The 22,185-nt window shown below is 51.5% G+C and carries 20 protein-coding genes; 8 read left to right on the forward strand and 12 right to left on the reverse strand.

What is annotated here, in order from left to right; translation table 11 throughout:
* Positions 1–81 precede the first annotated feature (81 nt).
* Entirely contained in the window at positions 82–1,575 is a 1,494-nt protein-coding gene (locus tag B157_RS0108725; RefSeq protein ID WP_020602966.1) for a dihydrolipoamide acetyltransferase family protein, read from the reverse strand.
* 80 nt (positions 1,576–1,655) lie between these two features.
* Positions 1,656–2,963: a competence/damage-inducible protein A gene (locus B157_RS0108730; RefSeq protein ID WP_020602967.1), complete on the reverse strand. Its 1,308-nt coding sequence runs from the start codon at positions 2,961–2,963 to the stop codon at positions 1,656–1,658.
* Positions 2,964–3,168: 205 nt separating this feature from the next.
* Between B157_RS0108730 and B157_RS0108735 the strand changes: the two genes are divergently transcribed.
* The gene (locus B157_RS0108735; RefSeq protein ID WP_020602968.1) at positions 3,169–3,939 is read left to right on the forward strand and encodes a DUF4197 domain-containing protein; all 771 of its coding nucleotides are present in this window, start codon (positions 3,169–3,171) and stop codon (positions 3,937–3,939) included.
* A gap of 48 nt (positions 3,940–3,987) precedes the next feature.
* On the opposite strand, the gene B157_RS0108740 is transcribed toward B157_RS0108735, so the two are convergent.
* Complete coding sequence (locus B157_RS0108740; RefSeq protein WP_020602969.1) at positions 3,988–4,380, reverse strand: group III truncated hemoglobin; 393 nt, start codon at positions 4,378–4,380, stop codon at positions 3,988–3,990.
* A 23-nt stretch (positions 4,381–4,403) separates the two neighbouring features.
* On the reverse strand, positions 4,404–4,751 hold the full coding sequence (locus B157_RS0108745) for an ArsC family reductase (protein ID WP_020602970.1): 348 nt from the start codon (positions 4,749–4,751) through the stop codon (positions 4,404–4,406).
* Between the two features lie 501 nt (positions 4,752–5,252).
* Between B157_RS0108745 and B157_RS0108750 the strand changes: the two genes are divergently transcribed.
* Complete coding sequence (locus B157_RS0108750; protein WP_020602971.1) at positions 5,253–5,609, forward strand: hypothetical protein; 357 nt, start codon at positions 5,253–5,255, stop codon at positions 5,607–5,609.
* A gap of 370 nt (positions 5,610–5,979) precedes the next feature.
* Here the strand turns inward: B157_RS0108750 and B157_RS0108755 are convergent, their stop codons facing one another.
* Entirely contained in the window at positions 5,980–6,171 is a 192-nt protein-coding gene (locus B157_RS0108755; RefSeq protein ID WP_020602972.1) for a hypothetical protein, read from the reverse strand.
* Positions 6,172–6,267: 96 nt separating this feature from the next.
* Complete coding sequence (locus B157_RS0108760; protein ID WP_020602973.1) at positions 6,268–8,517, reverse strand: carbohydrate binding family 9 domain-containing protein; 2,250 nt, start codon at positions 8,515–8,517, stop codon at positions 6,268–6,270.
* 334 nt (positions 8,518–8,851) lie between these two features.
* On the opposite strand from B157_RS0108760, the gene B157_RS0108765 reads away from it, so the two are divergent.
* A complete protein-coding gene (locus B157_RS0108765; protein ID WP_020602974.1) occupies positions 8,852–10,732 on the forward strand; it encodes an alpha-amylase family glycosyl hydrolase in 1,881 nt (626 codons plus the stop codon).
* Between the two features lie 94 nt (positions 10,733–10,826).
* Here the strand turns inward: B157_RS0108765 and B157_RS0108770 are convergent, their stop codons facing one another.
* The 3 genes from B157_RS0108770 to B157_RS0108780 all read right to left on the reverse strand — a co-directional run bounded on the left by B157_RS0108770 (position 10,827) and on the right by B157_RS0108780 (position 13,146).
* Positions 10,827–11,060 (reverse strand): hypothetical protein, encoded by a 234-nt coding sequence (locus B157_RS0108770; protein ID WP_020602975.1) that lies wholly within the window; start codon positions 11,058–11,060, stop codon positions 10,827–10,829.
* A 135-nt stretch (positions 11,061–11,195) separates the two neighbouring features.
* The gene (locus B157_RS0108775) at positions 11,196–11,837 is read right to left on the reverse strand and encodes a class I SAM-dependent methyltransferase (RefSeq protein WP_026308590.1); all 642 of its coding nucleotides are present in this window, start codon (positions 11,835–11,837) and stop codon (positions 11,196–11,198) included.
* A gap of 196 nt (positions 11,838–12,033) precedes the next feature.
* On the reverse strand, positions 12,034–13,146 hold the full coding sequence (locus tag B157_RS0108780) for a Gfo/Idh/MocA family protein (protein WP_026308591.1): 1,113 nt from the start codon (positions 13,144–13,146) through the stop codon (positions 12,034–12,036).
* A 179-nt stretch (positions 13,147–13,325) separates the two neighbouring features.
* Between B157_RS0108780 and B157_RS0108785 the strand changes: the two genes are divergently transcribed.
* The 4 genes from B157_RS0108785 to B157_RS0108800 all read left to right on the forward strand — a co-directional run bounded on the left by B157_RS0108785 (position 13,326) and on the right by B157_RS0108800 (position 17,530).
* Positions 13,326–14,201 (forward strand): carbon-nitrogen hydrolase, encoded by an 876-nt coding sequence (locus B157_RS0108785; RefSeq protein ID WP_020602978.1) that lies wholly within the window; start codon positions 13,326–13,328, stop codon positions 14,199–14,201.
* Positions 14,202–14,305: 104 nt separating this feature from the next.
* Positions 14,306–15,934 carry a hypothetical protein gene (locus B157_RS0108790; RefSeq protein WP_020602979.1) on the forward strand — a complete coding sequence of 543 codons (1,629 nt, stop codon included), beginning with the start codon at positions 14,306–14,308 and terminating at the stop codon, positions 15,932–15,934.
* An 8-nt stretch (positions 15,935–15,942) separates the two neighbouring features.
* Positions 15,943–16,893 (forward strand): ROK family protein, encoded by a 951-nt coding sequence (locus tag B157_RS0108795; RefSeq protein ID WP_020602980.1) that lies wholly within the window; start codon positions 15,943–15,945, stop codon positions 16,891–16,893.
* 64 nt (positions 16,894–16,957) lie between these two features.
* Positions 16,958–17,530 (forward strand): D-sedoheptulose-7-phosphate isomerase, encoded by a 573-nt coding sequence (locus B157_RS0108800; RefSeq protein WP_020602981.1) that lies wholly within the window; start codon positions 16,958–16,960, stop codon positions 17,528–17,530.
* A gap of 107 nt (positions 17,531–17,637) precedes the next feature.
* Here B157_RS0108800 and B157_RS0108805 read toward each other — a convergent pair whose 3' ends face one another.
* Positions 17,638–18,345 (reverse strand): sulfite oxidase-like oxidoreductase, encoded by a 708-nt coding sequence (locus tag B157_RS0108805; protein ID WP_020602982.1) that lies wholly within the window; start codon positions 18,343–18,345, stop codon positions 17,638–17,640.
* 77 nt (positions 18,346–18,422) lie between these two features.
* Here B157_RS0108805 and B157_RS0108810 point away from each other — a divergent pair, with 77 nt between their 5' ends.
* Entirely contained in the window at positions 18,423–19,025 is a 603-nt protein-coding gene (locus B157_RS0108810; RefSeq protein WP_020602983.1) for a Uma2 family endonuclease, read from the forward strand.
* Here the strand turns inward: B157_RS0108810 and pheA are convergent.
* Together pheA and B157_RS0108820 are read right to left on the reverse strand one after the other, a co-directional pair.
* Positions 19,007–20,080, reverse strand: coding sequence for a prephenate dehydratase (gene pheA / locus B157_RS0108815; protein WP_020602984.1), 1,074 nt, complete (start codon positions 20,078–20,080; stop codon positions 19,007–19,009). The two genes, B157_RS0108810 and pheA, sit on opposite strands and share 19 nt — an antisense overlap.
* A gap of 156 nt (positions 20,081–20,236) precedes the next feature.
* Positions 20,237–22,138, reverse strand: a complete 1,902-nt coding sequence (locus B157_RS0108820) for a DNA topoisomerase IV subunit B (RefSeq protein ID WP_020602985.1) — start codon at positions 22,136–22,138, stop codon at positions 20,237–20,239.
* Positions 22,139–22,185: the final 47 nt, after the last annotated feature.

The raw sequence follows: 22,185 nt of genomic DNA on the forward strand, positions 1-22,185 counted from the left end.
GGATTTCAACCAGATTAAAATGATTTTCAGGATTATCAGCCATACATCATTCTAATCCTTTCAATCCGGTTAAAATCCTGGTCAGATTTTCTGGTTTGTATCAAATTGCTCTAAATAATCGGCTACGCGCCGGACAAACTGACCGCCCAGAGAGCCATCCACCACGCGGTGATCGTAGGAGTGCGAGAGGAACATGAGTTGGCGGATACCGATAAAATCGCCTTCGCTGGTTTCAACGACAGCCGGTTTTTTAACGATAGCGCCGAAAGCCATGATGGCTACCTGTGGCTGCATAATAATGGGTGTACCCATCAGGTTGCCAAACGTGCCAATGTTGGAAATGGTGTAAGTTCCCCCCGCCAAGTCGTCGGCCACGAGCTTGTTTTCCCGCGCCCGTTTGGTCAGGTCATTAACTTTTTTAGTTAATCCCACCAGGTTGTACTGATCGGCATTATGAATAACCGGCACAATCAGGTTACCCGTGGGCAGGGCCACCGCCATACCGATGTTGATGGCTTTTTTGACAATAATCGTGTCTTTATCGACCGATATATTGATCATCGGAAAATCCTTTATGGCTTTCACAATGGCCTCAACAAGTACCGGCGTGTAGGTAAGGTTCTCGCCGGTTTGCTGTTTAAACTGCTCTTTTACCCAGGCACGCCACTGCACAATATTCGTCATATCGGCTTCAACAAACGAGCTGACGTGGGGCGCAGTCTGCTTCGACTCCACCATCCGATGCGCAATCATTTTCCGCATCCGGTCCATCTGAACAATATCGTCCTGACCGTTTAGCGAACTGCCTTTGGCCGGTGCAGCGGGAGCCGGTCCAGATGATGGCTGACCTGGGGCATTGGTTACCGGAGATGGTTGCTGCCGGGGCGATGAAGCAAAATCGGTCGGAAGCCGCCCCTCGGCCCGGTCGATCACATACGCCAGAATATCCTTTTTCGTCACCCGATTTTCGGCCCCGGAGCCGGGAATGCGGTCGAGTTCATCGCGCGATACGCCTTCCTCCCGGGCAATGGTCAACACCAGCGGGGAGTAAAACCGGTCGGTGAACACCTCCGTATTGGCACCCGCCAGTGTAGTAGCCGACGTAGCGACTGCTTTCTCTGCCGGTGCCGGACGGCTGCTCATGGCCGATATACTGGCTTCAATTTCCTGCGCTGCGGTAGCTACTTCCGGCTCATGAACGGCTTTTTGTTCGGCTTCCTGCGGTACGTTGGCTACATCGCCAACGCCAACGGGTGTTTGATCCGGGTTTTCCGGCTGGGTTTCATCATCGTCGTCGGGAGACTCTTCCTTACCTGATCCATTCTCAACGGGTTCCTGCACGTCAATACGCGCTATAGGCGCGCCAACCGCCACCACATCCCCTTCCTGAACCAATACTTCTTTCAGGATGCCGTTGTGCAGCGAGGGTACGTCGGTATCTACTTTGTCCGTAGCTACTTCCAGCACCGATTCATCCGTTTCAATACGGTCGCCGGGCTTTTTAAGCCAGGTAATGACCGTACATTCCATTATACTCTCGCCCATTTTGGGCATAATCATATCGATGAGTGCCATGTTTATTTTGAGAAGTGAGAAGTGAGAAGTGAGAAGTGAGGAGCCATCCGGTTCGTTTTTTGCTTTTGCCGGATGGCTCCTCACTCCTCGCTCCCAACTCCTGCATACTGAACTAAAATCTCTTCCCGCAGCATGTTCAGCAGGTAATTGGTCGTTAGTTGTATGTTCTGATCGCGGTACTGACCTAGTTTCAGGAGCCGCGTGATAGTACGCTGATGGGTGGCGCAGGCAATCCAGATGGTGCCAACGGGCTTGTCGGGTGTGCCGCCGTCCGGCCCGGCAATACCACTAGTGGCAATGCCCACGTCAGTACCAAGTGCCGTGCGAACGCCTTCAGCCATTTCCCGGATGGTTTCTTCGCTCACCGCCCCAAATTGTTGCAGTGTTTCGGGCTTTACCCCCAACACGTTCTCTTTCACGGAATTGCTGTAGCTGACTACACTACCCCAGAAATAAGCCGATGCACCGGGCACCTTCGTAATCTGGGCCGACACATAGCCCCCGGTGCAACTTTCGGCTACACCCAAAGTCAATGGTTTGCCATCAACCCCTTTCTCCTTTAATAACTTTCCAATGACCGTTTCGAGTTCGTCACTGTCAAAACCATACACACTTTTTTTAATCAATGGCATCACCTTTTCCACCTGTTCGGCCAGTTCATGGTCAAGTAGGGCGTTATCGTCGCCGGTAGCGGTCAGGCGGAGCTTTACCCCCCCAAAGCTGGGCAGGTAAGCCAGTTTGATGTGGGCCGGCAGCCCATCCTCCCAGGCTTCGATTCGCTCGGCCAGAAACGACTCGCCAATGCCGACGGTCCGAATCATCTTATGCTTGATGATGGGCGTTTCGAAGTGCTGAGTCAGGAGGGGCAGAATCCGGTTGGTCATGAGGTGCTTCATCTCGAACGGTACACCGGGGAGGGAAACGTACACCCGTTTCGATTCATCGGACTTCGCGAACTCAAACCACATGCCGGGTGCGGTTCCCCAGTCGTTTTGCATGTACAACGCGTTGGCGGGCAGGTCGGCCTGGGCACGGTTGAGGTCGGTCATGGCCCGGCCCCGCTTCTCAAAAAAGCCGGTTACCAGGGCCAAAGCCGTTTCGTTACGCAGCATCCCAACCCCAAAATAAGTGCAGAGGGTTTTCTTGGTGATATCGTCTTTGGTAGGGCCAAGGCCCCCCGTTAGGATGATGATATCGGCCCGTTCGTGGGCTTCGTGCAGGCTTTGGAGAATGGCGTCGGCCTGGTCACCAACGGAGGTTTTCCGCACTACCCGGATGCCAATATTGGTAAGTTCGGTGCCCAGCCAGGCGGTGTTGGTATCGGTAATCTGTCCGAAGAGTATTTCATCACCGATGGTAATTACTTCGGCGCGTATGGTATTGGTCATGGAGAAATGAATGATGGATAATGATTAATGTACGATGGTGTTACAGATGCTTTTGCCCGGACCCAAAAGAGATTATCCATTGACAATCAATTTTTTATGAATTATTTTACATTCTCCATTTTACATTTTTCATTCTAACCTGTCAAAAGTACGAAAAAACGATTTAGAGCCATTGGGAGTTACTCAATGACAATCTGATAAATGCATGATGATGAAAAATGTTCTTATAGCCGGATTGCTGGCACTTACAGTTACACAGGTTGGTTTTGCCCAACAGGATACAACCCAGCCCAAATCGTCGGGAGGAGGGCTTTTCGGCCGGATTCTGAACGCCGTCACGCAGCAAACTACGGGTACGGCCGGGAGTTTGAGCAGCAGTGAGATTGCTACGGGGCTGAAAGAAGCCCTTGCCATTGGGGTCAGGCATGGGTCGACTCAGGCATCGGCCCTGAACGGGTATTTCAAGAATCCATTGCTGAAAATTGCGTTCCCGCCCGAAGCCCAGAAAGTAGCGTCTACACTGCGCGAGATTGGCCTGGGTAAGCAGGTCGATCAGTTCGAATTATCGCTGAACCGGGCCGCTGAAGATGCCGCTAAAAAAGCCGCTCCGGTGTTTGTGAAGGCCATCACCTCCATGAGCATTCAGGATGCGGTGGGTATTCTGGGTGGTCAGGACGATGCTGCTACGCAGTATTTACGCCGTACATCGGGTCAGCAACTGGTGGCGGAGTTTACGCCCATTATCGACAGCACGCTGAATAAAAACAACGCCACGAAATACTACAGCAGCCTGGTGAACACCTACAATAAAATCCCGTTCATTGCGCAGAAAGTGGACCCGAATCTGACGTCCTACGCTACGAATAAAGCGGTAGACGGGTTGTTTATTCTGGTAGCACAGGAGGAAAAGAAAATTCGTGAAAACCCGGCCGCCCGGGTCACCGATATTCTGAAGAAGGTATTCAGCAAGCAGTAAAGAGGAATGTAGAATGTAAAATGAACAAAATCCATTTTACATTCTACATTATCCATAGTTGAGGTAGTCCAGCTTTTGACTCCAGACCAGCGCAATCTGCGTAGCCCGCTGCCGAACCTGCTCCGCCGTTTCTCCGGTGAACCGTTCGCTCAGGGTTTCGGAAAATAACGCTAACCAGCGCTGAAAATGATCGCTGGTTAGCGTATGTTTTTGATTGACAAGCAAGTGTGGTTGAAAGGGATGCCCGTCGTAGGCATTATTACCCAGAATAATAGATTCCCAGAAAGCGTACATTTTAGGCAGGTGGTGAGACCAGTCTACCTGCGCAACCTCCGTGAAGATGGGGCCAACCAGCGTATCGGCCTGCACTTTTTCGTAGAATGAATCCACCATGTATTTAATCGCTTCCGGCGAATCCAGCGTTCTCCTTACCATATTCATGTGTTTACAGAGACAACCCCGACCTAGCCGGAAAATGTTTCATTGTACACATCGGCCTTGAAACCCAACGCCACAATGCGGCCCGCTGCTTCGACCAGCGGACGACGAATAACGGACGGCTTCTGTATCATCAGGGTAATGGCTTCTTCGGCATTGGTGGGCTTTTGGGTATCGGGGAGTTGTTTCCAGGTCATACCCGCGCGGTTGACCAGTTCTTCCCAGGTCTTTTGTGTGAGCCAGTGCTCAATCGTTTGCCGGTCTATTCCCTGCTTTTTGTAATCATGAAACGTGTAGTCGATACCGTGCCCGGCCAGCCAGGTCCGGGCTTTTTTGACGGTGTCGCAGTTGGGAATGGCGTATAGCGTGTACATGATGCTAAAATTCTTTTCTGGGGCAAAAGTAACCGGTCCTTCGCATTTCTATTGTTGTGTACCCATCCGTTGAAGACACCATTTACACTAGTTCGGTGAAAATGGGAGTATGGAAAAGGCATGGTAGTTTTGGTACTTCGACTTCCTGAACCAACCATGCCCTGAGTGAAGCCTTTGCATCGCTGGCTATAATAGTAGCCACTATACCCATACAGCCTTTCATCGGGATGTAGCGCTGACACCGGGTCCTCAGGAACGCCGGGATAAAGACATTGATTTAGTCGATCACTACGCGTAAGGATTGCATTAGCCTTCTGATGAACTGCTGACTATCAGTAATTATTCAGCTATTGATGCCTATTTTGGTAAGAAAAGTTTTGTTGACCGCATCACCACCCCAGCCTGCATCTGGAGATTATTTGTCTGTTGCGTCAGGAAGCTAATCTACAAGTTACCAATTTGTACTACCTTGAGCAAAAATAACCTGATAATCAACTAAATATGGAACCAAAATTAGTTTCCGGGACTGGGGTAGAGACAAAATCAATTATGGAAGCAATCACGGAACACGGTTGGGCTATTAAAGGGTGGAAAATCCATTTCTTATTTTCAGAAAAACAACTTCATCAAGTCAAAAAACTATCTGTAATTGACAGATGGTATGAAGATCCGATTGTAATAGATACTTGCTATGACAGACTTAGGACTTGCTTCAAAAGTATCCGTAAGTTTCACGCCACGTTTGGCATATTACCTCAAGTTGGAGACAGGTTATTCGATGAAGACTCGGGCCTAATTGTTCAGGAACGATCCATCGACGGGGATCTAATGATTATTAGTTTTATACTCAGTATTTAACTGAAAAGACGTTTCCAAAGGCTTCTCTTTCCTTGTTCAGCTATTCGATCCGGCCCAAAGTCTTATTTTTGGCCGACTTTCAGAACCGGCGCTGGTGTATCACCAGGATTTCCAAACTCGGGCTATGGCTAAACAAGCTGTGTTTGACTATGTTGAGATTTGCCGGGCCAACGGTGCAGTACAATTGCCAGCGAACGCATTCCACGTTAGATTATCTTTCCCCTTTTGACTATTACAATGGGCAATTCCAACCTGTTGCTTGACTATTTGGCCAGTCTTTTGTTGCAAGTCCAATTTACAGACAATGATTTTCACTAGACACAAAAAAGCCGTTTTCCGGGCGAAAAAACGGCTTTTGAGCATAAGAACGTTACGAACTGCGGCCACCGCCGAACAACTTCGAAATAATCCAGATGATAATACCAATAACGACAATAACACCGATGATACCGGTGTAGGCACCAGCTTTGAAAATACTGCCGATGGCTTCACAACTGGTTAGAAATAGGGTTAAAAATAGGGCCACAACGGCCATTGGAAAGAAACGGGACAGGGTTTTCATACTCCTTGACTAGGTTTTGTGTAGTTGAGATCCGGTCGACCTTCGGCGGATTTCACAATAAACCAGCACACAAACAGTTTGTTTGTCGAATACCCCTTAAAGATTCCACCAGTACGTCCACTTCAACACCAGTGCCCGGTTTTTGACCGAGAAGAAACCTGGCACATCCTGCCCAATCTGCGCTGAGTTGGGCAGGTAATTATCCGTATAGACCAGAAAAAAATCAGATGCGGGCTTGTAGCGCCACTGCACACGCGCATTCACGTTCATGTTTTTTTGCTGCTCGTTGTACTGCACAAACGTAGTGAGGTAGAGGGTATTGGTTACTGTTAGATCGAACCGGGGCCCAACCAGCCAGAACGTAGTATGGCCCCAGGGCTGGGGTAGCCGAATATCGTTATAACTGGCACTAGCCGCCAGACTCACGTAGGGCTGAAACCGGTAGCCCAGGTCGGCCGTGAGATTCAGGCGGGTGCCGTTGGCATAGTACCCGCCGTAGCGCGATGAAAATCCATAGGTAAACAAACTCTGCGGTTTGGAGTCAAATTCCGTTCCCCAGGCTGTCCAGTTATTTTCCACACCCGTGGCCAGCGTTTCCCGACCGGTGTTCGTTGGATCGAAAGGTTGCAGGAGCCGTACATAATCCGTAGCTACCCAGGCCTGAAGGACGCTCTTACTTCGGAAGGTAACGGTGTAATTCAGCAGACTTTCGTTATCACTCTGCCGCCCGGCCGGGTCGAAAAAGTAGGTTGAATTAAGCGTTGGCCCGTGACTCAGGATTCCGCTGCCCGTTGGTAAAAACGTGTAGCCCAGAGTGCCCAGCACCCGCTCGTAGCCCCGGCGCGGTACGTAACCCGCTTCGGCGGTATAATTTTCCCCTACGGATTCTATCTGCCCGCTGATGAGCCATTTCCGGCTGAAATATTGCAGGTTGGCGGCATACACCGCACTGGCCCCGCTGCCTGTGGCAGAGCTGGCTTCCTGCCCCGGATTGAGCGGTTGCGTGGGACTGAACGACTGGACATACATGGCTTTACCCGTCCATAAATTATTGGCCGAAGCCAGGTTATATTCAACACCGAGGTTCCGGTTATAGTGAGAGTAAAGCGTTTTGTTACTAACCGATTCGTAGCCCATTGACTCTTTATTGACAAACATGATCCCAATATTGGACCGGGCAAACACGCGCCGTTGCAGGGCCATAACGGCAAAATTCTGAGCGGGTAATCCTGTTTCGCTAACGCCCCCGGTCTGCATATCCATGATGCCAATACGCCAGTCTTTATTGAGTTTACCACTCAGCCGGGCGCCAAACCGAATGGGTACACCGCCCAACCCAATCCTGCGACTGAAAAACGGCCGAATGGTGGCATACCCGAAGTTGGTAAACTGATCGCCGTTTTCCAGAAAAAACTGGCGTTTTTCGGGGAAGAAGAGTTCGTATCGATCCAGGTTGGTTACCTGCTGGTCAACATCCACCTGCGAGAAATCAGGATTGACCGTCAGGTCCAGATTTAGGGATGACGTAACGGCTACTTTAGCATCCAGGCCCGCATTAAATCTCCCTTTTGTATCAATATTGTTCTGGTAATCGCGGGTCAGGCCGCTCAGGGCGTAAGGAATCAACGAAATATTGGGTCCCGGCTGCGGTGGGGGCTGGTCCCAGATCAACACCCCGGTCAGGGCCAGTGAGGCCGTTGGAAATTGCCGCTGAATGGGTGTCCACGACGACTTTTCGGTTGTTTTGAGGTCCAGTCGGCTGAAATTGATTCCCCAGCGCGATATTCCCTTCTTGTACCGGATCGTTTTGAAGGGAATAGCCATTTCCAGCACGTAGCGATCGCTGTAGTTCTTCACGACCGATGTCCATTTGTTATCCCAGCTAAGGTTAGCTTTTCCGCCTTCATACAGTAACCCATCCCACTGCGCGCCGGCGGCATTGGTCCCAAAGGTGAACCCGTTGGTCTGGTCATCGAAGGTGTCCATAAAGAAGATGAAGTTGTCATTCTTGCTGAAACTCCAGTCGCGCCGGAGCGACTCGACAATGTATGGCCCGGGCACATCGCCCAGAAAACAGACGGCACTCAGGTACACGTTATGCTCATCGTAGGTCATCCGCACATCGGTTCGCACCTTAGCGCGGCTGGTATCCATGGGCAATACCATCCAGAAATCAGAGGCTACTTCGGCGGCTTGCCAGGCGGGTTCGTCAACGGAACCATCAAGGACAACCGGGGAGGTAGCACGGCTGATGTGGAGTTGATAAGATTCATTTTTTTTCTGCGCCAGCAGGCTACTATGGCTCAGCAATAGATAAGCAAATAAGAACGAAACGGGGAGTTTCACCAGGCGAAGTCTTTTTAAACGTACAATTAGTAAAGTAAAGATAATGCCGATTTACCCCATTGTAGTAGAAAGATGCCACAGTTAGTCGGCTAAAGAACCCTTATGCCTTCGGGAAAGACGGATAGCTGGCACCTGAACCAACACTTCTGGCTTCTGCAGACGTCCTGCTATTGCAATCGAACAGGGATTGATCCTGCGCCTGTTCTTACCGAATAATAAACCTTTTGGGGCATTGGGGCTATCCCGGACCAGTACTACGTACGATTGAGCGTACGGTAGAGCAGTTTTCAGAAATTCAGGCTAGTATCGCTGCTAGATACAACTCATCTTACCCATGCCTACTTCCGTTAGCAGTTCAGCCGTACGAACCGTTCTGGCCAATGCGTCTATCCCACAACGCCGAGACGTATCCATTGGCAATCAATCGATTACCATAAACACGCCCTTTCCCTCACCGCCCGACTGGCGCGATGTCTGGATTTACTTCCTGCTCATCGACCGGTTCAATAATCCGCTGGCCCCACCCCACCGCCTGCCTTTTGATAGTGAACAGGGCACTTTTCAGGGAGGCACGTTCAATGGTGTTCGCGAACAACTGGACTACCTTCAGCAACTGGGCGTAGGGGCTATCTGGCTATCGCCGGTGATAAAAAACTGCCAGTACGAGGATACGACCTATCATGGCTACGGCTTTCAGGACTTTTTGCAGATTGACCCCCGGTTTGCTTCCGATCCGGTCGCGGCCCGGCAGAATCCCCAACTGGTAGAAGACGAACTACGCGCCCTGGTCGATGCGGCCCACGCTCACAACATATACGTGATTTTCGATATTGTTCTGAACCACGCCGGTAACGTTTTTGGCTATGACCTGCCGGGAAATCATAACTCCGCCGAAGCGCCGGGGCGGAATGACGTTTACCCGATCCGCTGGCACGATGCTCAGGGGCAACCGGATTTTGCGAATTTTACCGGCGTTGGCGTTGTTGCCGATGATGCAGCCATCTGGCCGGTCGAGCTACAGCGTAATGAACTGTTTCGGCGGAAGGGCCGGGGCGCGGAAGACGGGGGTGATTTTAGCTCACTCAAAGAACTGGTGACGGATTTCAGCGAGTCAACGCCCTTTAACCGGGCCTTTCCCGTGCGTACTACCCTGATTCTTGCCTACCAGTACCTGATTGCGAAGTACGACATCGACGGTTTTCGAATTGATACGCTGAAGTTTATCGAGGCTGAGTTTGCCCGCATTTTTGCCAATGCCATGCGGGAATTTTCGTTGAGCATTGGTAAGAGAAACTTCTTTACGTATGGTGAAGTCTTCGACGAGGAAGAAAAGATCAATCAGTTTATCGGCCGCGCCACGAACCTGACCGACGAACCGATTGGGGTGGATGCGGCCCTTGACTTCCCGCTCTATTTCCGGCTCCCGGCCGTAGCGAAGGGACTGGCCGCTCCATCCGTGCTAAAAGATATGTTTCTGCATCGCAAGGTGGTGGAAAGCAACATCCTGAGTACGCACGGCGATGCCACTAACTTTTTCGTGACCTTTCTGGATAATCACGATATGCGGCAACGCTTTTATTACCGTAATCCTGCTGATCCTGCCCGGTTCGACCGGCAATTAACCCTGGGAATCGCCTGCCTGTTTGGGTTACAGGGTATTCCGTGTCTGTACTACGGAACGGAGCAGGGCCTGCATGGCAATGGTAGTAGTGATGCCGCCGTACGGGAAGCGCTCTGGGGCAACGGGGCAAATGCCTTTGATCCCACGCATCCCTTTTTCGTAGCCATCCGGCAGCTGAGTCGGGTACGGGCCGAACAACCGGCCCTGCGGTATGGCCGACAGTATTTTCGTCCTCTTTCGGGCGATGGAGTGAATTTTGGCATTTCGCCGTTCAGTCCGGGCGTCATTGCCTTTTCGCGAATTCTACATGACCAGGAAGTATTGATTGTGGCCAATACGCAAACTACGGGAAGCTTTGACGGGGATGTTATTGTGGATGCCATACTAAACGCGGACCAAACAGCGTACAGCCTTTTATACAGTAATCACCCCCAGTCCAAGGCACCGGGGGTTGTCTCGACCAAAAACGCGGGTACGGTTCAAATCCACGACGAGCAGAACCGCGTTACCCAGGGGCCAGTCCGTGTGCTGCGGGTACAACTGCACCCCATGGAAGTGCAGCTTCTGCGGGCCACTCCCCTACCTATTCACTGATAAGCATACGGTTATCCTCTGCTCGTAGTGTAGCGTACCGGGTTACTTACCGTTCGGAGATACAGCAACACTTTTGGGGCTTTATATACGGAGTTTAAACCGCCAGATAAGGCAGGTAGGGCTCTAATTTCGCCGTGTCCCGGAAGGCAGTCACCTGATGCAGCTTGCTGTTGTAGGCATCGTAGCGCAGTTCGACGTAGAAATCGCGGAGGTTGTAGAGCAGGAAGATATTTTCCTCTTCGTACCGATTGGCGAGAATGTCACCCGTAAAGTACAGAGTGTCGAGTTGTTGGTTGGCGGGGAGTTTGGAAAAATCAGCGGGTTGCATGGGCAGCGGGGGTTGACAGGCGAAATAAGCAAAAGCGAAGCAGTTCACCAAATGAACCGCCCCGCTCTATATACTATACCAAAAACAGCCCTATCGTATAGGTAAAACAGTCCAGTGCGCCTTACGGAAAATATCCTATTTCTGCCCTATGATAATCATGCTTTTCCAGAGGTACTTTATTCGACCAACGCCCTTAAAATCAATAATTTCATAATTGGTATTAACAAAAAGCTGACCAAGTGAGGCCCGGCACCAGAACTTGATGTGACCGCCGTGCCAAAGGGGCATATGGTGACCGTCCCATTTACCCAAAATAGCCAGCAACAGGTTTTTCCCGTAGCCATGGTAGGGCGTGGAAACCAATAGAAGCCCTTTTTTATCAAGTACAGCGGCTGCATATTCCATCAGCAGGTGGGGGGCGAAGAGGTGTTCAATCACTTCGGTCGAAATAACCATGTCAAAGAGCCATTCTTCTTTTGTGAGGGTAGCGGGGTCATGTTGAACACCGTACGGGTAAAAGTTGATGCCAGGAAAATTTTGCCGGGCGATCGCAACTCCACCCTGGTCAAAGTCCATACCAACTACAGAATAACCGACTTGCCTGAGCTGTTCACACAAGATTCCGTTGCCACAGCCTATATCAAGAATTCGTTTGGGCTTAAATGGCGCTATCATGGAAAGCACTCTGGGATTCAAATAACTACTGGAGCCAGGATCTTCAGTACTCCAGCCGTAATCCGTAACATCGGACTCAGAACGGAAATTGGTTGCGTTCATGGGCTTACAAGAGGGTATGGTGGTGACACGGAAAAGAGAACAACGTTTGGATATCGTTTTCTCAGACGGTATGTGAATATAAGCTTTTTTTTTGCCAGTGATGTTTATTTCATTACCAACGGTCACCTAACCAACCCTATTTTTAGCGATAGGTAAATACGACCGGAAAAATACACCTTCTAGTAAGAAAAGGAGGTCAGCCAATCTTCACTTCCCGGCCCGATTTAGCGGCCGCATAGATGGCTTCCACAATTTTGATGTCGCGCAGTCCCTCTTCACCGGGTACCAGCATCGGCTTTTTGTTCATGATGGCTAAAGCGTCATCGTCCATCTGCATAACCTGCTCCATGGGCACTTCGTACGGGTGATTGATGATGCCACCGTTGCTCCACACCCCTTTTACCCCGTTGTAGGCCGAATAAGGCTCCATAAAAAGGGTGCCCTTACTGCCGGTTACGTGCAGGTAGTTCATGTTCATACCATAGCTGCTCTGGATGGAGGCCCGCGCTCCGCTCGGGAAAATGAACTGAGCCATGGAGGTTTCGTCCAGCCCGTTTTTATACACGTCGGGTCGGGTGGTATACTGCTGGGCGGTTACGGCAATGGGTTCCTCGCCCGTAGCCAGCCGTGCACCCTGTATGGCGTACACGCCCATGTCGTACATGACGCCCCCGCCCATCTCTTTCTTCTGTTTCCAGTGGTCAGTACGGGCGTCGTAGTAAGCGGCTGCGCAATTGACCATCAGCACCTTACCGATTTTTCCGTCGCGTAGCCCCTTCACATACTCCTGCGTGTTGGGTTCATGGTGAAGCCGGTAGCCAATGGCCAGCGACACCTTATTTTTGGCGCAGGTATCAATCATGTTCTGGCATTCCTTGGCCGTTACGGCCATCGGCTTTTCGCACCAGACGTGCTTACCCGCTTTGGCTGCCCGCACCACGTACTCCTCATGCATGGATGGGGGCAGCACCACATACACGACGTCGATATCCGGATTATTGGCAATCTGGTCGAACGTCTGGTAATTGTAAATATTCTTATCGGGAATGTTGTACTGCTTCTTCCATGTCGAAGCCTTTTCGGGCGTGCCCGTCACGATACCGGCGAGGTAGCAGTTCGTTGTTTTTTGCAGGGCCGGAGCCAGCAGGTCGGTGCTGTAATAGCCTAGGCCAACGAGGGCCACCCCCAGTTTATCTTTGGCCGGGCCGCGGTCGGCCGGGCGAGTAGCTGACCAGAGCACACTGGATGACAGGGTTGACGCTATACCGGTGAGGGCTGTTGTTTGCAGAAATGTTCTACGGGAAGTCATTGAGTTCTGTTTGAGCGTTAACAGTTGGCGGTTTGGCATCTGTTAACGGCCAAACTTCGCACTATCGACCTCAAACTACGGACTTATACGGATAAAATCAAAAACCGCTGCCGAACCCGCTCGCTACCCTTTTTGTTGATGATACGGTCTGTTCACGCAGAACCATCTATTTTTGCCCTATGTCTAAAAAAGTCAATATCGGTTTAGTACAGATGAGTTGCCAGGCGGATGTGGAAGCCAATATCCAGAAAGCCATCGACGGTATTCGCGAAGCCGCGCAGAAAGGTGCTCAGATTGTTTGTTTGCAGGAACTATTCACCTCGCTCTATTTCTGCGACGTAGAGGATCACCACAATTTCAGTCTGGCCGAGGCTATTCCCGGCCCTACCACCAATCGCCTGGGCGAACTGGCGGGGGAGTTGGGCATTGTTATTGTGGCCTCCCTGTTTGAGAAGCGGGCGCAGGGACTTTACCACAACACAACGGCGGTACTGGATGCCGACGGTACGTACCTGGGTAAGTACCGGAAGATGCATATACCCGACGATCCGGGCTATTACGAGAAATTTTACTTTACCCCCGGCGATCTGGGCTATAAGGTATTCGATACGAAGTTTGCCCGGATTGGGGTACTCATTTGCTGGGACCAGTGGTATCCCGAAGCAGCCCGGATTACAGCGCTGATGGGGGCCGAAATCCTGGTTTACCCGACGGCTATTGGCTGGGATACCAAAGAACCCGATCCCACCCAGAATACGGAGCAGTACAACGCTTGGCAAACCATGCAGCGGAGCCACGCCATTGCCAACGGTGTTCACGTGGTGGCGGTGAACCGCGTAGGCCGCGAGGCCGATCAGCAATTCTGGGGCGGCTCGTTCGTTTCTAATCCATTCGGGTCGCTGTTGTATGTGGCTCCGCACGACGAAGAACTAGTTCACGTGCAAACGGTCGATCTGGCCCTGTCCGAGAAGTACCGCACCACCTGGCCCTACTTCCGCGACCGGCGCATCGACTCCTACCAACCCATCACCAAACGGTATATCGATCAGGAATGATGTTGGTTTATGGTATTCGGTTTACGGTGGCGCCACCATAAACCGAATACCATAAACCTCAGACCGTAAACCATACACCCACTACCTTGACCCGCTCACTGGTTATGAAGCTACTTGCATTAACATTAGCGCTGGGTATTGCCGGTGCTGGTTACTGGTTCGTATACCCGTCAGTGCCCGGATACACAGCCGTATCCGAACCTGTTTCGGTAACACTGGAAAAACCAGTGCCTCCGCTAACAACACTCAACCCCACGCCCCGTTCCCAGTTCACCCCCACAACCCGCAAAGGGTACTATAGCCTCGATATTGTCAGCGATTTCACGCTGCCAGCTACCAAAACGATCACGTTTTGCGGAGCCGGTCGAAACCTGCACGTACAACAGGACCGGGACAAGATTTTCCGGCGGGGCTTCTCGGCCGTCGATCAAAGCCGGATGGTGCCAAACGTGGAAATATGGCAGGATGGGGCTCCGCCGAGGGGCTGGCAAAGCGTACTGAAACAAAGTCAGCGGTCGTGGATCGTGTACCAGAATCACTTCCGGGATGCCTTTGGCCTGGCTTGGGCGCAAAACAGCGAAAAAGCATCCGAAACCCTGTACCGTTCGGTACCCAACCCCAGAGATGCGTCGGCGCGGGTGAATCGGCAGACACTGTTTCAGGCTTCATCTGAATTAAGGGGAGGCTGTATGAGCTTTGGCGATTGCCCACAGGAATGGAAAAACACCTTTGGTTACATCTTTCTGGACATTGAAAACGACTTCACCAGCGTCAACAACCGGCAGGAACAGACCAATTTGTACACTTTCATGATCAAAACGATCAAAGAGAACGTTAGTCCGCAAACGATGGTTGGCTCCATTGCGCCGGTACTGCACAACAGCGTTGGCTACTCCCGGGCCTCCGACTACGCGGCTGCCCCCGAGTGGCTCTGGACGATGCCCGCCCGCCAAACAGCCACCAGTCGGCAGCGGGGTATGCCCGACGACATTGTGGGTAAATCGTTCGGCGATTACGCTGATTTTCAGATGCCCGGCACGTACTATGTCTACCCTGATTTCGATTATGGAAACACGCCCCACAATGGTGATAATGACCGGCACTGGCTGGCCGCACTGCTGGGGGAACAGGAAGTGAACATGAAATTATCGCCCAAAAAGCGGATTGCCTGGCAGTGGCTGTTCAACACGCAGAGCGAACTACCCAACAGCGGCAAAGCCGAACACCCCGCCCCACCCGCCATAGCCGAAGGAATGGGCATTTTTTACTGGTTTACGGGGGCTTATGGCGTATTATTCTGGGATGACCATAACGCCCTGACGCCCGATCAGCCCTCCCCTGCCGACCCCGGTCAGAAAGGACTTGGCAATGACCGCAACTACGCCTGCTACGAACATTATGTGCATGGCCTCTGGCGGCTGTTCAAACACCACGGCGATCTGTTCAACGGTCGGGAAACGTACCTCAACGAAGCCACGGACTGTTCGTACGATGGCGGCAAAACCTGGTACACCTACAATGCCAATCAGCTAAAAACGCACAATGTCCCCTTCGTACGGGCTATCGTAAATGGTGATCAGATTCTGATAGCCGCCACTAAACCCTACGGACGGTCGAACCAGACGAACCAGGTCATGGTGCGTTACGTACAGAATGGTTACAATTTCTACACCACCCTGAGCCTGCGTGGCGACGAAATTTATTTAGGCCGGGCTACCATGCCCCGGCAATAATCAACCCTATGAACCTCGGCATTGAAATTGGCGGCACAAAACTGCAATTGGTAACGGACAATATGACCGGGCAGCTAACACAGCGGTTCCGGTATACCATTGATCCTGCACAAGGAGCCGCAGGAATTTTAGCACAAATTGACGCTACTGTCCGGCAGCTTCCCGAGCAACCACAAGCCATTGGCGTTGGATTCGGGGGGCCGGTTGACTGGCAATCGGGCCGCATTGCCGCTTCCCATCAGGTTGGTGGCTGGTCTGGTTTCGACCTGATGGGCTGGCTCCGGGAACTGGCTCCGGGTGCACTCATTCGGGTAGAGAACGACGCGAACGTTGCCGCCCTGGGGGAGTCAAGACAGGGTGTTGCCAAAGGATTCGGGACGGTATTTTACATGACGCTTGGCAGTGGCGTGGGCGGTGGCCTGATACTCAACCAGCATATTTACCACGGAGCTATTCCCGGCGAATCCGAAATCGGGCATTTGTGGCTGGTACCGCCCAGCGATGACTCTTCGGGACAAACCCTTGAGCAAACGGTATCGGGATGGGCTGTTGATCGGCAAATTCGGGATCTGATCCCGCAGCTCCCCCATGATTCAGCATTACGGATAGCGGTTCAACAGGCGCATGGGCAGGGGTTAACGGGTGGCGAAGCCCGGTTTTTACATCCGGCCTATGAAGCCAGTGATCCGGTAGCCCGGATGCTGATTGAACAGATTGGTTCCGTGATAGCCCTGGGTCTGTCGCACGTAGTTCATCTTTTCCATCCCGATGTCGTTGTGCTTGGTGGGGGGCTTTCCCTCATCGGCGAACCGTTGCGGGTAGCCGTCCGGCAGGCACTTCTCCGGTATGTCATGCCGTCGTTTGGCAACCCGCCCGTCATTCTGCTGTCTAAACTTAGAGAAGATGCGGTTCCGGTAGGCGCGTTGGAACTACTTTTGAATGATAGAGTGATAGAATGAGTGAATACAAAGTTTACTTGTTCCATTCGTTCATTCTATCCCTCTATCAGTCAATCATTCTGCTATGAACCAGGCTTACTTCAAAAATTACCTCGACCGTCAAAAGGCGACTTACGATGCCATCCCCATTGATCGGGTAGAACAGTTCATTAAGCTGATTAAAAAATGCCGGGATGAGGACCGGCAACTGTTTGCCTTCGGCAACGGCGGCAGTGCGTCCAATGTGTCCCATTTTATCACAGACCTGGGCAAAAGTGCCTCGGACCGGATGGAAACGGAGGGCTCTGGCCGACGGTTTCGGTGTATGTCCCTGAATGAAAGTGTTTCCTGGATTACCGCCCTGGGCAACGATTTCGCTTATGAGGATGTGTATATACGCCAATTGCAGAACTACGCCCGCCCTGGTGATTTGGTTCTGACGCTGAGCGTGAGCGGTAACTCGCCCAATGTGGTGAAAGCCGTGGAATGGGCCAACCAGCATGGCTTGACAACCATTGCCCTCGTGGGCGGTAAGGGGGGACGGTTAGCCGAATTAGCCCACGAATCCATCCTGATTCAGGATACGCACTACGGCCGGGTCGAAGATGCCCAGATGACCATCTGCCACATGCTTTGTTATGGGTTTATAGACAGTTAGTATACGGTTAGTATTAGGAGTGAGGAGCGGGAAGTGAGAATTTACCAGCGCAGAGTTATTGTTTGCGTCAGCAACTTCTCACTTCCCGCTCCTCACTCCTAATACTGTTACGAATACCGGTCATTCCGCCAGGGATACGCCGTGTCGGAATAACCACGTTCCTCCCAGAAACCGAGTTGATTTTTGGCGAGAAATTCAATTCGTTTTATCCATTTAGCCCCCTTCCAGGCGTAAAGCTGCGGGGTTATCATCCGCAAAGGCCCACCGTGTTCGAGCGGCAACGGTTGCCCGTCGGCGGTGTGAACCAGCAGCACATCCGGCTTCAACGCTTCTTCCAGCGAAACATTGGTCGAGTACCCATCGTAGCCGTAGCACATGATATGCGTAGCCGATCCTTTGGGGTCAACCAAAGCCGCTAATTCCATAAACTGAACGCCTACCCAGGGAACGTTCAGCCGCGACCAGGTAGTAACGCAGTGAAAATCGCTGGTATCTTCCACCTGAGGCAGTGCCATCAGGTCTTCCCATTTCAACCGGACAGGGTTATTCACCTCCCCGTCAATGTTCAGCTGCCACTTGTCGAGCGGAATAGTTGGTTTGTAGCCCAGGTCCAGTACGGGCCACTTGGTGGTTACGGTTTGCCCAACCGGCACCGTTGGCATGCCATGACGGTTAATCGGACCAGAGCCCCGTGGTTTGAACGGCCCGTCGCTATGGTCGGCCATGGAGGGGGTATTCCCCATTTTCTCCTCAAATCGGCGTTTGAGTTTCATCCGGGCTTCAATGATTTTATCCTGTTTTTCGTTGGCTTCCATCACACTGATTCGCTTGTTGTCAACCTGTTAACCGTGGATTATATTTTGTAGTTTTACCAAAACGAAAAACGTGCATTATGGTAGCCGAAAAAGTGTATGTCTCCCCCGACGAATACCTCCGGTTAGAGCGGGCCGCTGAGTTTAAAAGCGAATACGTAAACGGAGAAATTATTCCTATGGCTGGAGCATCTACAAATCAGAATCTGATCAAAGAGAACGCAGGTTTTCATATCAGTTTTTGTATTCGAAACAATGGCAAAGGTTGCCGCAGTATGTCCAGCGATCAGCGCGTCCACGTACCAACGGACTCAATGTACGCTTATCCTGACATTGTGGTTGTTTGCGGACCGAGCCAATACCATAGCGAAGTACACGATACGCTGACTAATCCGATGCTCATCGTGGAAATCCTCTCACCCGGCACAGCGGCCTTTGACCGGGGCGATAAGTTTGCCTTGTATCGCCAATCTACCTCGCTTCAGGAATATGTGCTGATTGATTCCGAAAAAATCCGGGCCGAGGTCTTTCGCAAACACGCCGAAGGGTACTGGTTTATAGCGTCCGAAGCGGATAAATCCAACGAAACTATAGCGTTAGCCAGTATTGGTCTGACAGTTTCTATAGGCGACATATACGCCCAAACCGAGGGTATTCTGCCCGCTCAGGAAACCCGTACATAACTCCCCAGCAATTTCACTTCTGCCGAGTGATGGTTTAATATATCCTGTAGTTCGGGGTCGCTGGCGTGCCCTTCGCATTCGAGCAGAAACCAGTACCGGAACGTGGCCCCATCGCGCAACGGACGACTTTCGATTTTAGTCAGGTTTATTCCACGCGCATTGAACTCCTGCAGGAACTCGGCCAGTACCCCCGGCGAGTCGGTATTGGGCAACCGGGCAATGAGCGTGGTTTTGTCATGGCCGCTGGGTTGATTTTCAAAGTCTTTGGCCAGAATAAGAAAACGGGTTCGGTTCAGGTTGGTGTTTTCGACATTATCGAAATATACAGGCACGTCGAACAGTTTTGCGGCAATATGCGAACAGAGGGCCGCAGCGTTTGGGTCCTGAGCGGCTAGCTTAGCTGCTTTGGAGGTCGATTCGACCGGCACCATCTCCGCCTGTAACCCATCGAACGAGTCGTTCAGAAAACGGCTGCACTGCCGGAAAGCAATATCCTTGGAATAGATATGGGTGATATCAGCCAGATTCTCGGCTTTTGTAGCAAAGGTAAAATGGACGGAAAGCTGGGCTTCGGCGGCAATCCGCAGGTCTTTCTCAAGCAGTAGGTCGATGGCTTCACTAACGACACCCTCCTGGTTGTTTTCAATGGGAATCACCCCGAATCGTACCCGCCCCGTTTCCACACTTTCAAACACCGAACGGATAGTAGGCAACGCCACGTAGGCACTCATAGCACCAAACCGACTTTCGGCAGCCTGATGGGTGAAGCTGCCTTCCGGCCCCAGAAAAGCGACCCGCTCCGGTAGTTCCAGGTTGCGTGATACGGCAAAGATTTCCAGAAAAATAGCCTCAATAGCCGACCGGTTCAGCAAGCCGACATTTTGACTGTTGAGCCGGTCCAGAATTTGCTTTTCGCGTTCGGGCCGGTAAATAACGGTGTTGGTGGTACGTTTGAACTCCCCCACTTTCTTAACCAGTTCCATCCGCTGATTGAGCAGCGTGAGGAGTTGATTATCCAGGGCATCAATGTCGTTACGGAGTGATTCGAGGGTCATAGAATAAGTGAGTCGTAAGTCGTGGAAGTCGTAACGGGGCCGCCCGTGCGGCCACAACCGTGATGAGTAACTACTTACCCCTTCCAATCGGCAAACTTACAACTTTTACGACCGCACGGGGGGCCTCGTTACAAATTCTATGACTCAGGACTTATTTTATGACACCAACTCTACCTCATCCATATCTTTCTCCACGCGCAGGTTATCAATGATGAACCGCTGCCGATCGGGCGTGTTCTTGCCCATGTAGTAGCTCAGCAACTTAAAAACCGATGTTTCCTTCTGCATGATGACGGGTTCCAGCCGCATGTTTTCGCCGATGAACAGGCCAAACTCGTCCGGCGAAATCTCACCCAGCCCTTTAAACCGGGTAATCTCTACCTTCTTCCCTCCTTTGGTCAGTTTATTCATAGCGGCCTGTTTTTCATCCTCCGAGTAACAGTAGGTCGTTTCCTTGTGGTTTTTGGGATTGCGAACCCGGAACAGGGGCGTTTCCAGAATGTAGAGGTGCCCGTTACGGACCAGGTCAGGAAAAAACTGGAGAAAGAAGGTCAGCATCAGGAGCCGGATGTGCATACCGTCCACATCGGCATCGGTCGCAATCACGATGCGGTTGTAGCGAAGCCCTTCCAGACCGTCCTCAATATCGAGCGCGTGCTGGAGCAGGTTGAACTCTTCGTTTTCGTACACTACTTTCTTGGTCAGGCCAAAGCAGTTGAGCGGTTTACCCCGCAAACTGAACACGGCCTGTAACTGCACATTGCGCGATTTGGTAATGGAACCACTGGCCGAATCGCCCTCGGTGATGAACAGGGTCGTTTCGAGTCGGTCATCGGCTTTCAGGTCAGGCAGGTGGTTGCGGCAGTCCCGCAGTTTTTTGTTGTGCAGGCTTGCCTTTTTAGCCCGGTCATTGGCCAGTTTTTTGATACCGGCGAGTTCTTTGCGCTCCCGCTCCGACTGTTCGATTCGTTTTTTGAGGGCATCCCGTATGGCGGGGTTGATGTGGAGGAAATCGTCTAACTGCGCTTTCACAAAATCGAGCACAAACGACCGGACGGATTGGCTGTCGGAGTCGGGTGCCATGTTGATAGAACCCAGCTTTGTTTTGGTCTGCGATTCAAAAACCGGCTCCTGTACCCGAATACTGATGGCTGCGATGATTGAGCCCCGAATATCGGACGGGTCATAATCCTTACCGAAGTGTTCGCGCACGGTTTTAACGATGGCTTCACGGAGGGACGCCAGGTGGGTACCGCCCTGCGTGGTATATTGCCCGTTTACGAACGAATAGTATTCTTCGCCATATTGGTTACCGTGCGTCAGGGCAATTTCCAGGTCGTTTCCCTTCAAATGGATGATGGGATACCGGAGCGAATCTTCGTCTTTTTTGGTTTTGTCGCGCAGCAGGTCGAGCAGTCCATTCTGCGAAATGTATTTCTGTTTGTTGAAAGAGAGGGTAAGTCCGGCGTTCAGGTAGCAGTAATTCCAGATCATATTCTCCAGAAACTGCGGAATGAAATGAAAGTTCTTGAATACCGTATCGTCCGGCTCAAAGCAGATCAGCGTTCCATTTCGTTCGGCCGTAACCTCTTCGCCTTTGTGGGCAAGAATTCCCCGCTCAAATTCGGCCCATACCGAGCGGCCATCGCGGAAGGACTGAACCCGGAAATAGGTAGCCAGCGCATTGACGGCTTTTGTACCAACACCATTCAGCCCAACCGATTTCTGGAACGCACCCGAATCGTATTTACCGCCCGTATTGATTTTAGAAACGACTTCAACCACCTTACCCAATGGAATACCCCGCCCATAGTCGCGCACCTCAACCCGGTGGTCCGTTACCCGAACCTCAATCGTTTTACCGAAGCCCATGACGTGTTCATCGATGCAATTATCAATTGTTTCTTTGATAAGGACGTATATACCATCATCCGCAGCCGATCCGTCGCCCAGTTTACCGATATACATGCCTGGTCTCAGGCGAATGTGCTCACGCCAATCCAGCGAGCGGATACTATCTTCATTATATTGAACCGACTGATTCAGCAATTCTACCATAGAAATTGATTAACTAAATTTTTAGTATAAGCAGTAACCGAATGTAA

Source organism: Spirosoma spitsbergense DSM 19989 (assembly GCF_000374085.1).
Classification (GTDB): Bacteria; Bacteroidota; Bacteroidia; order Cytophagales; family Spirosomataceae; genus Spirosoma; species Spirosoma spitsbergense.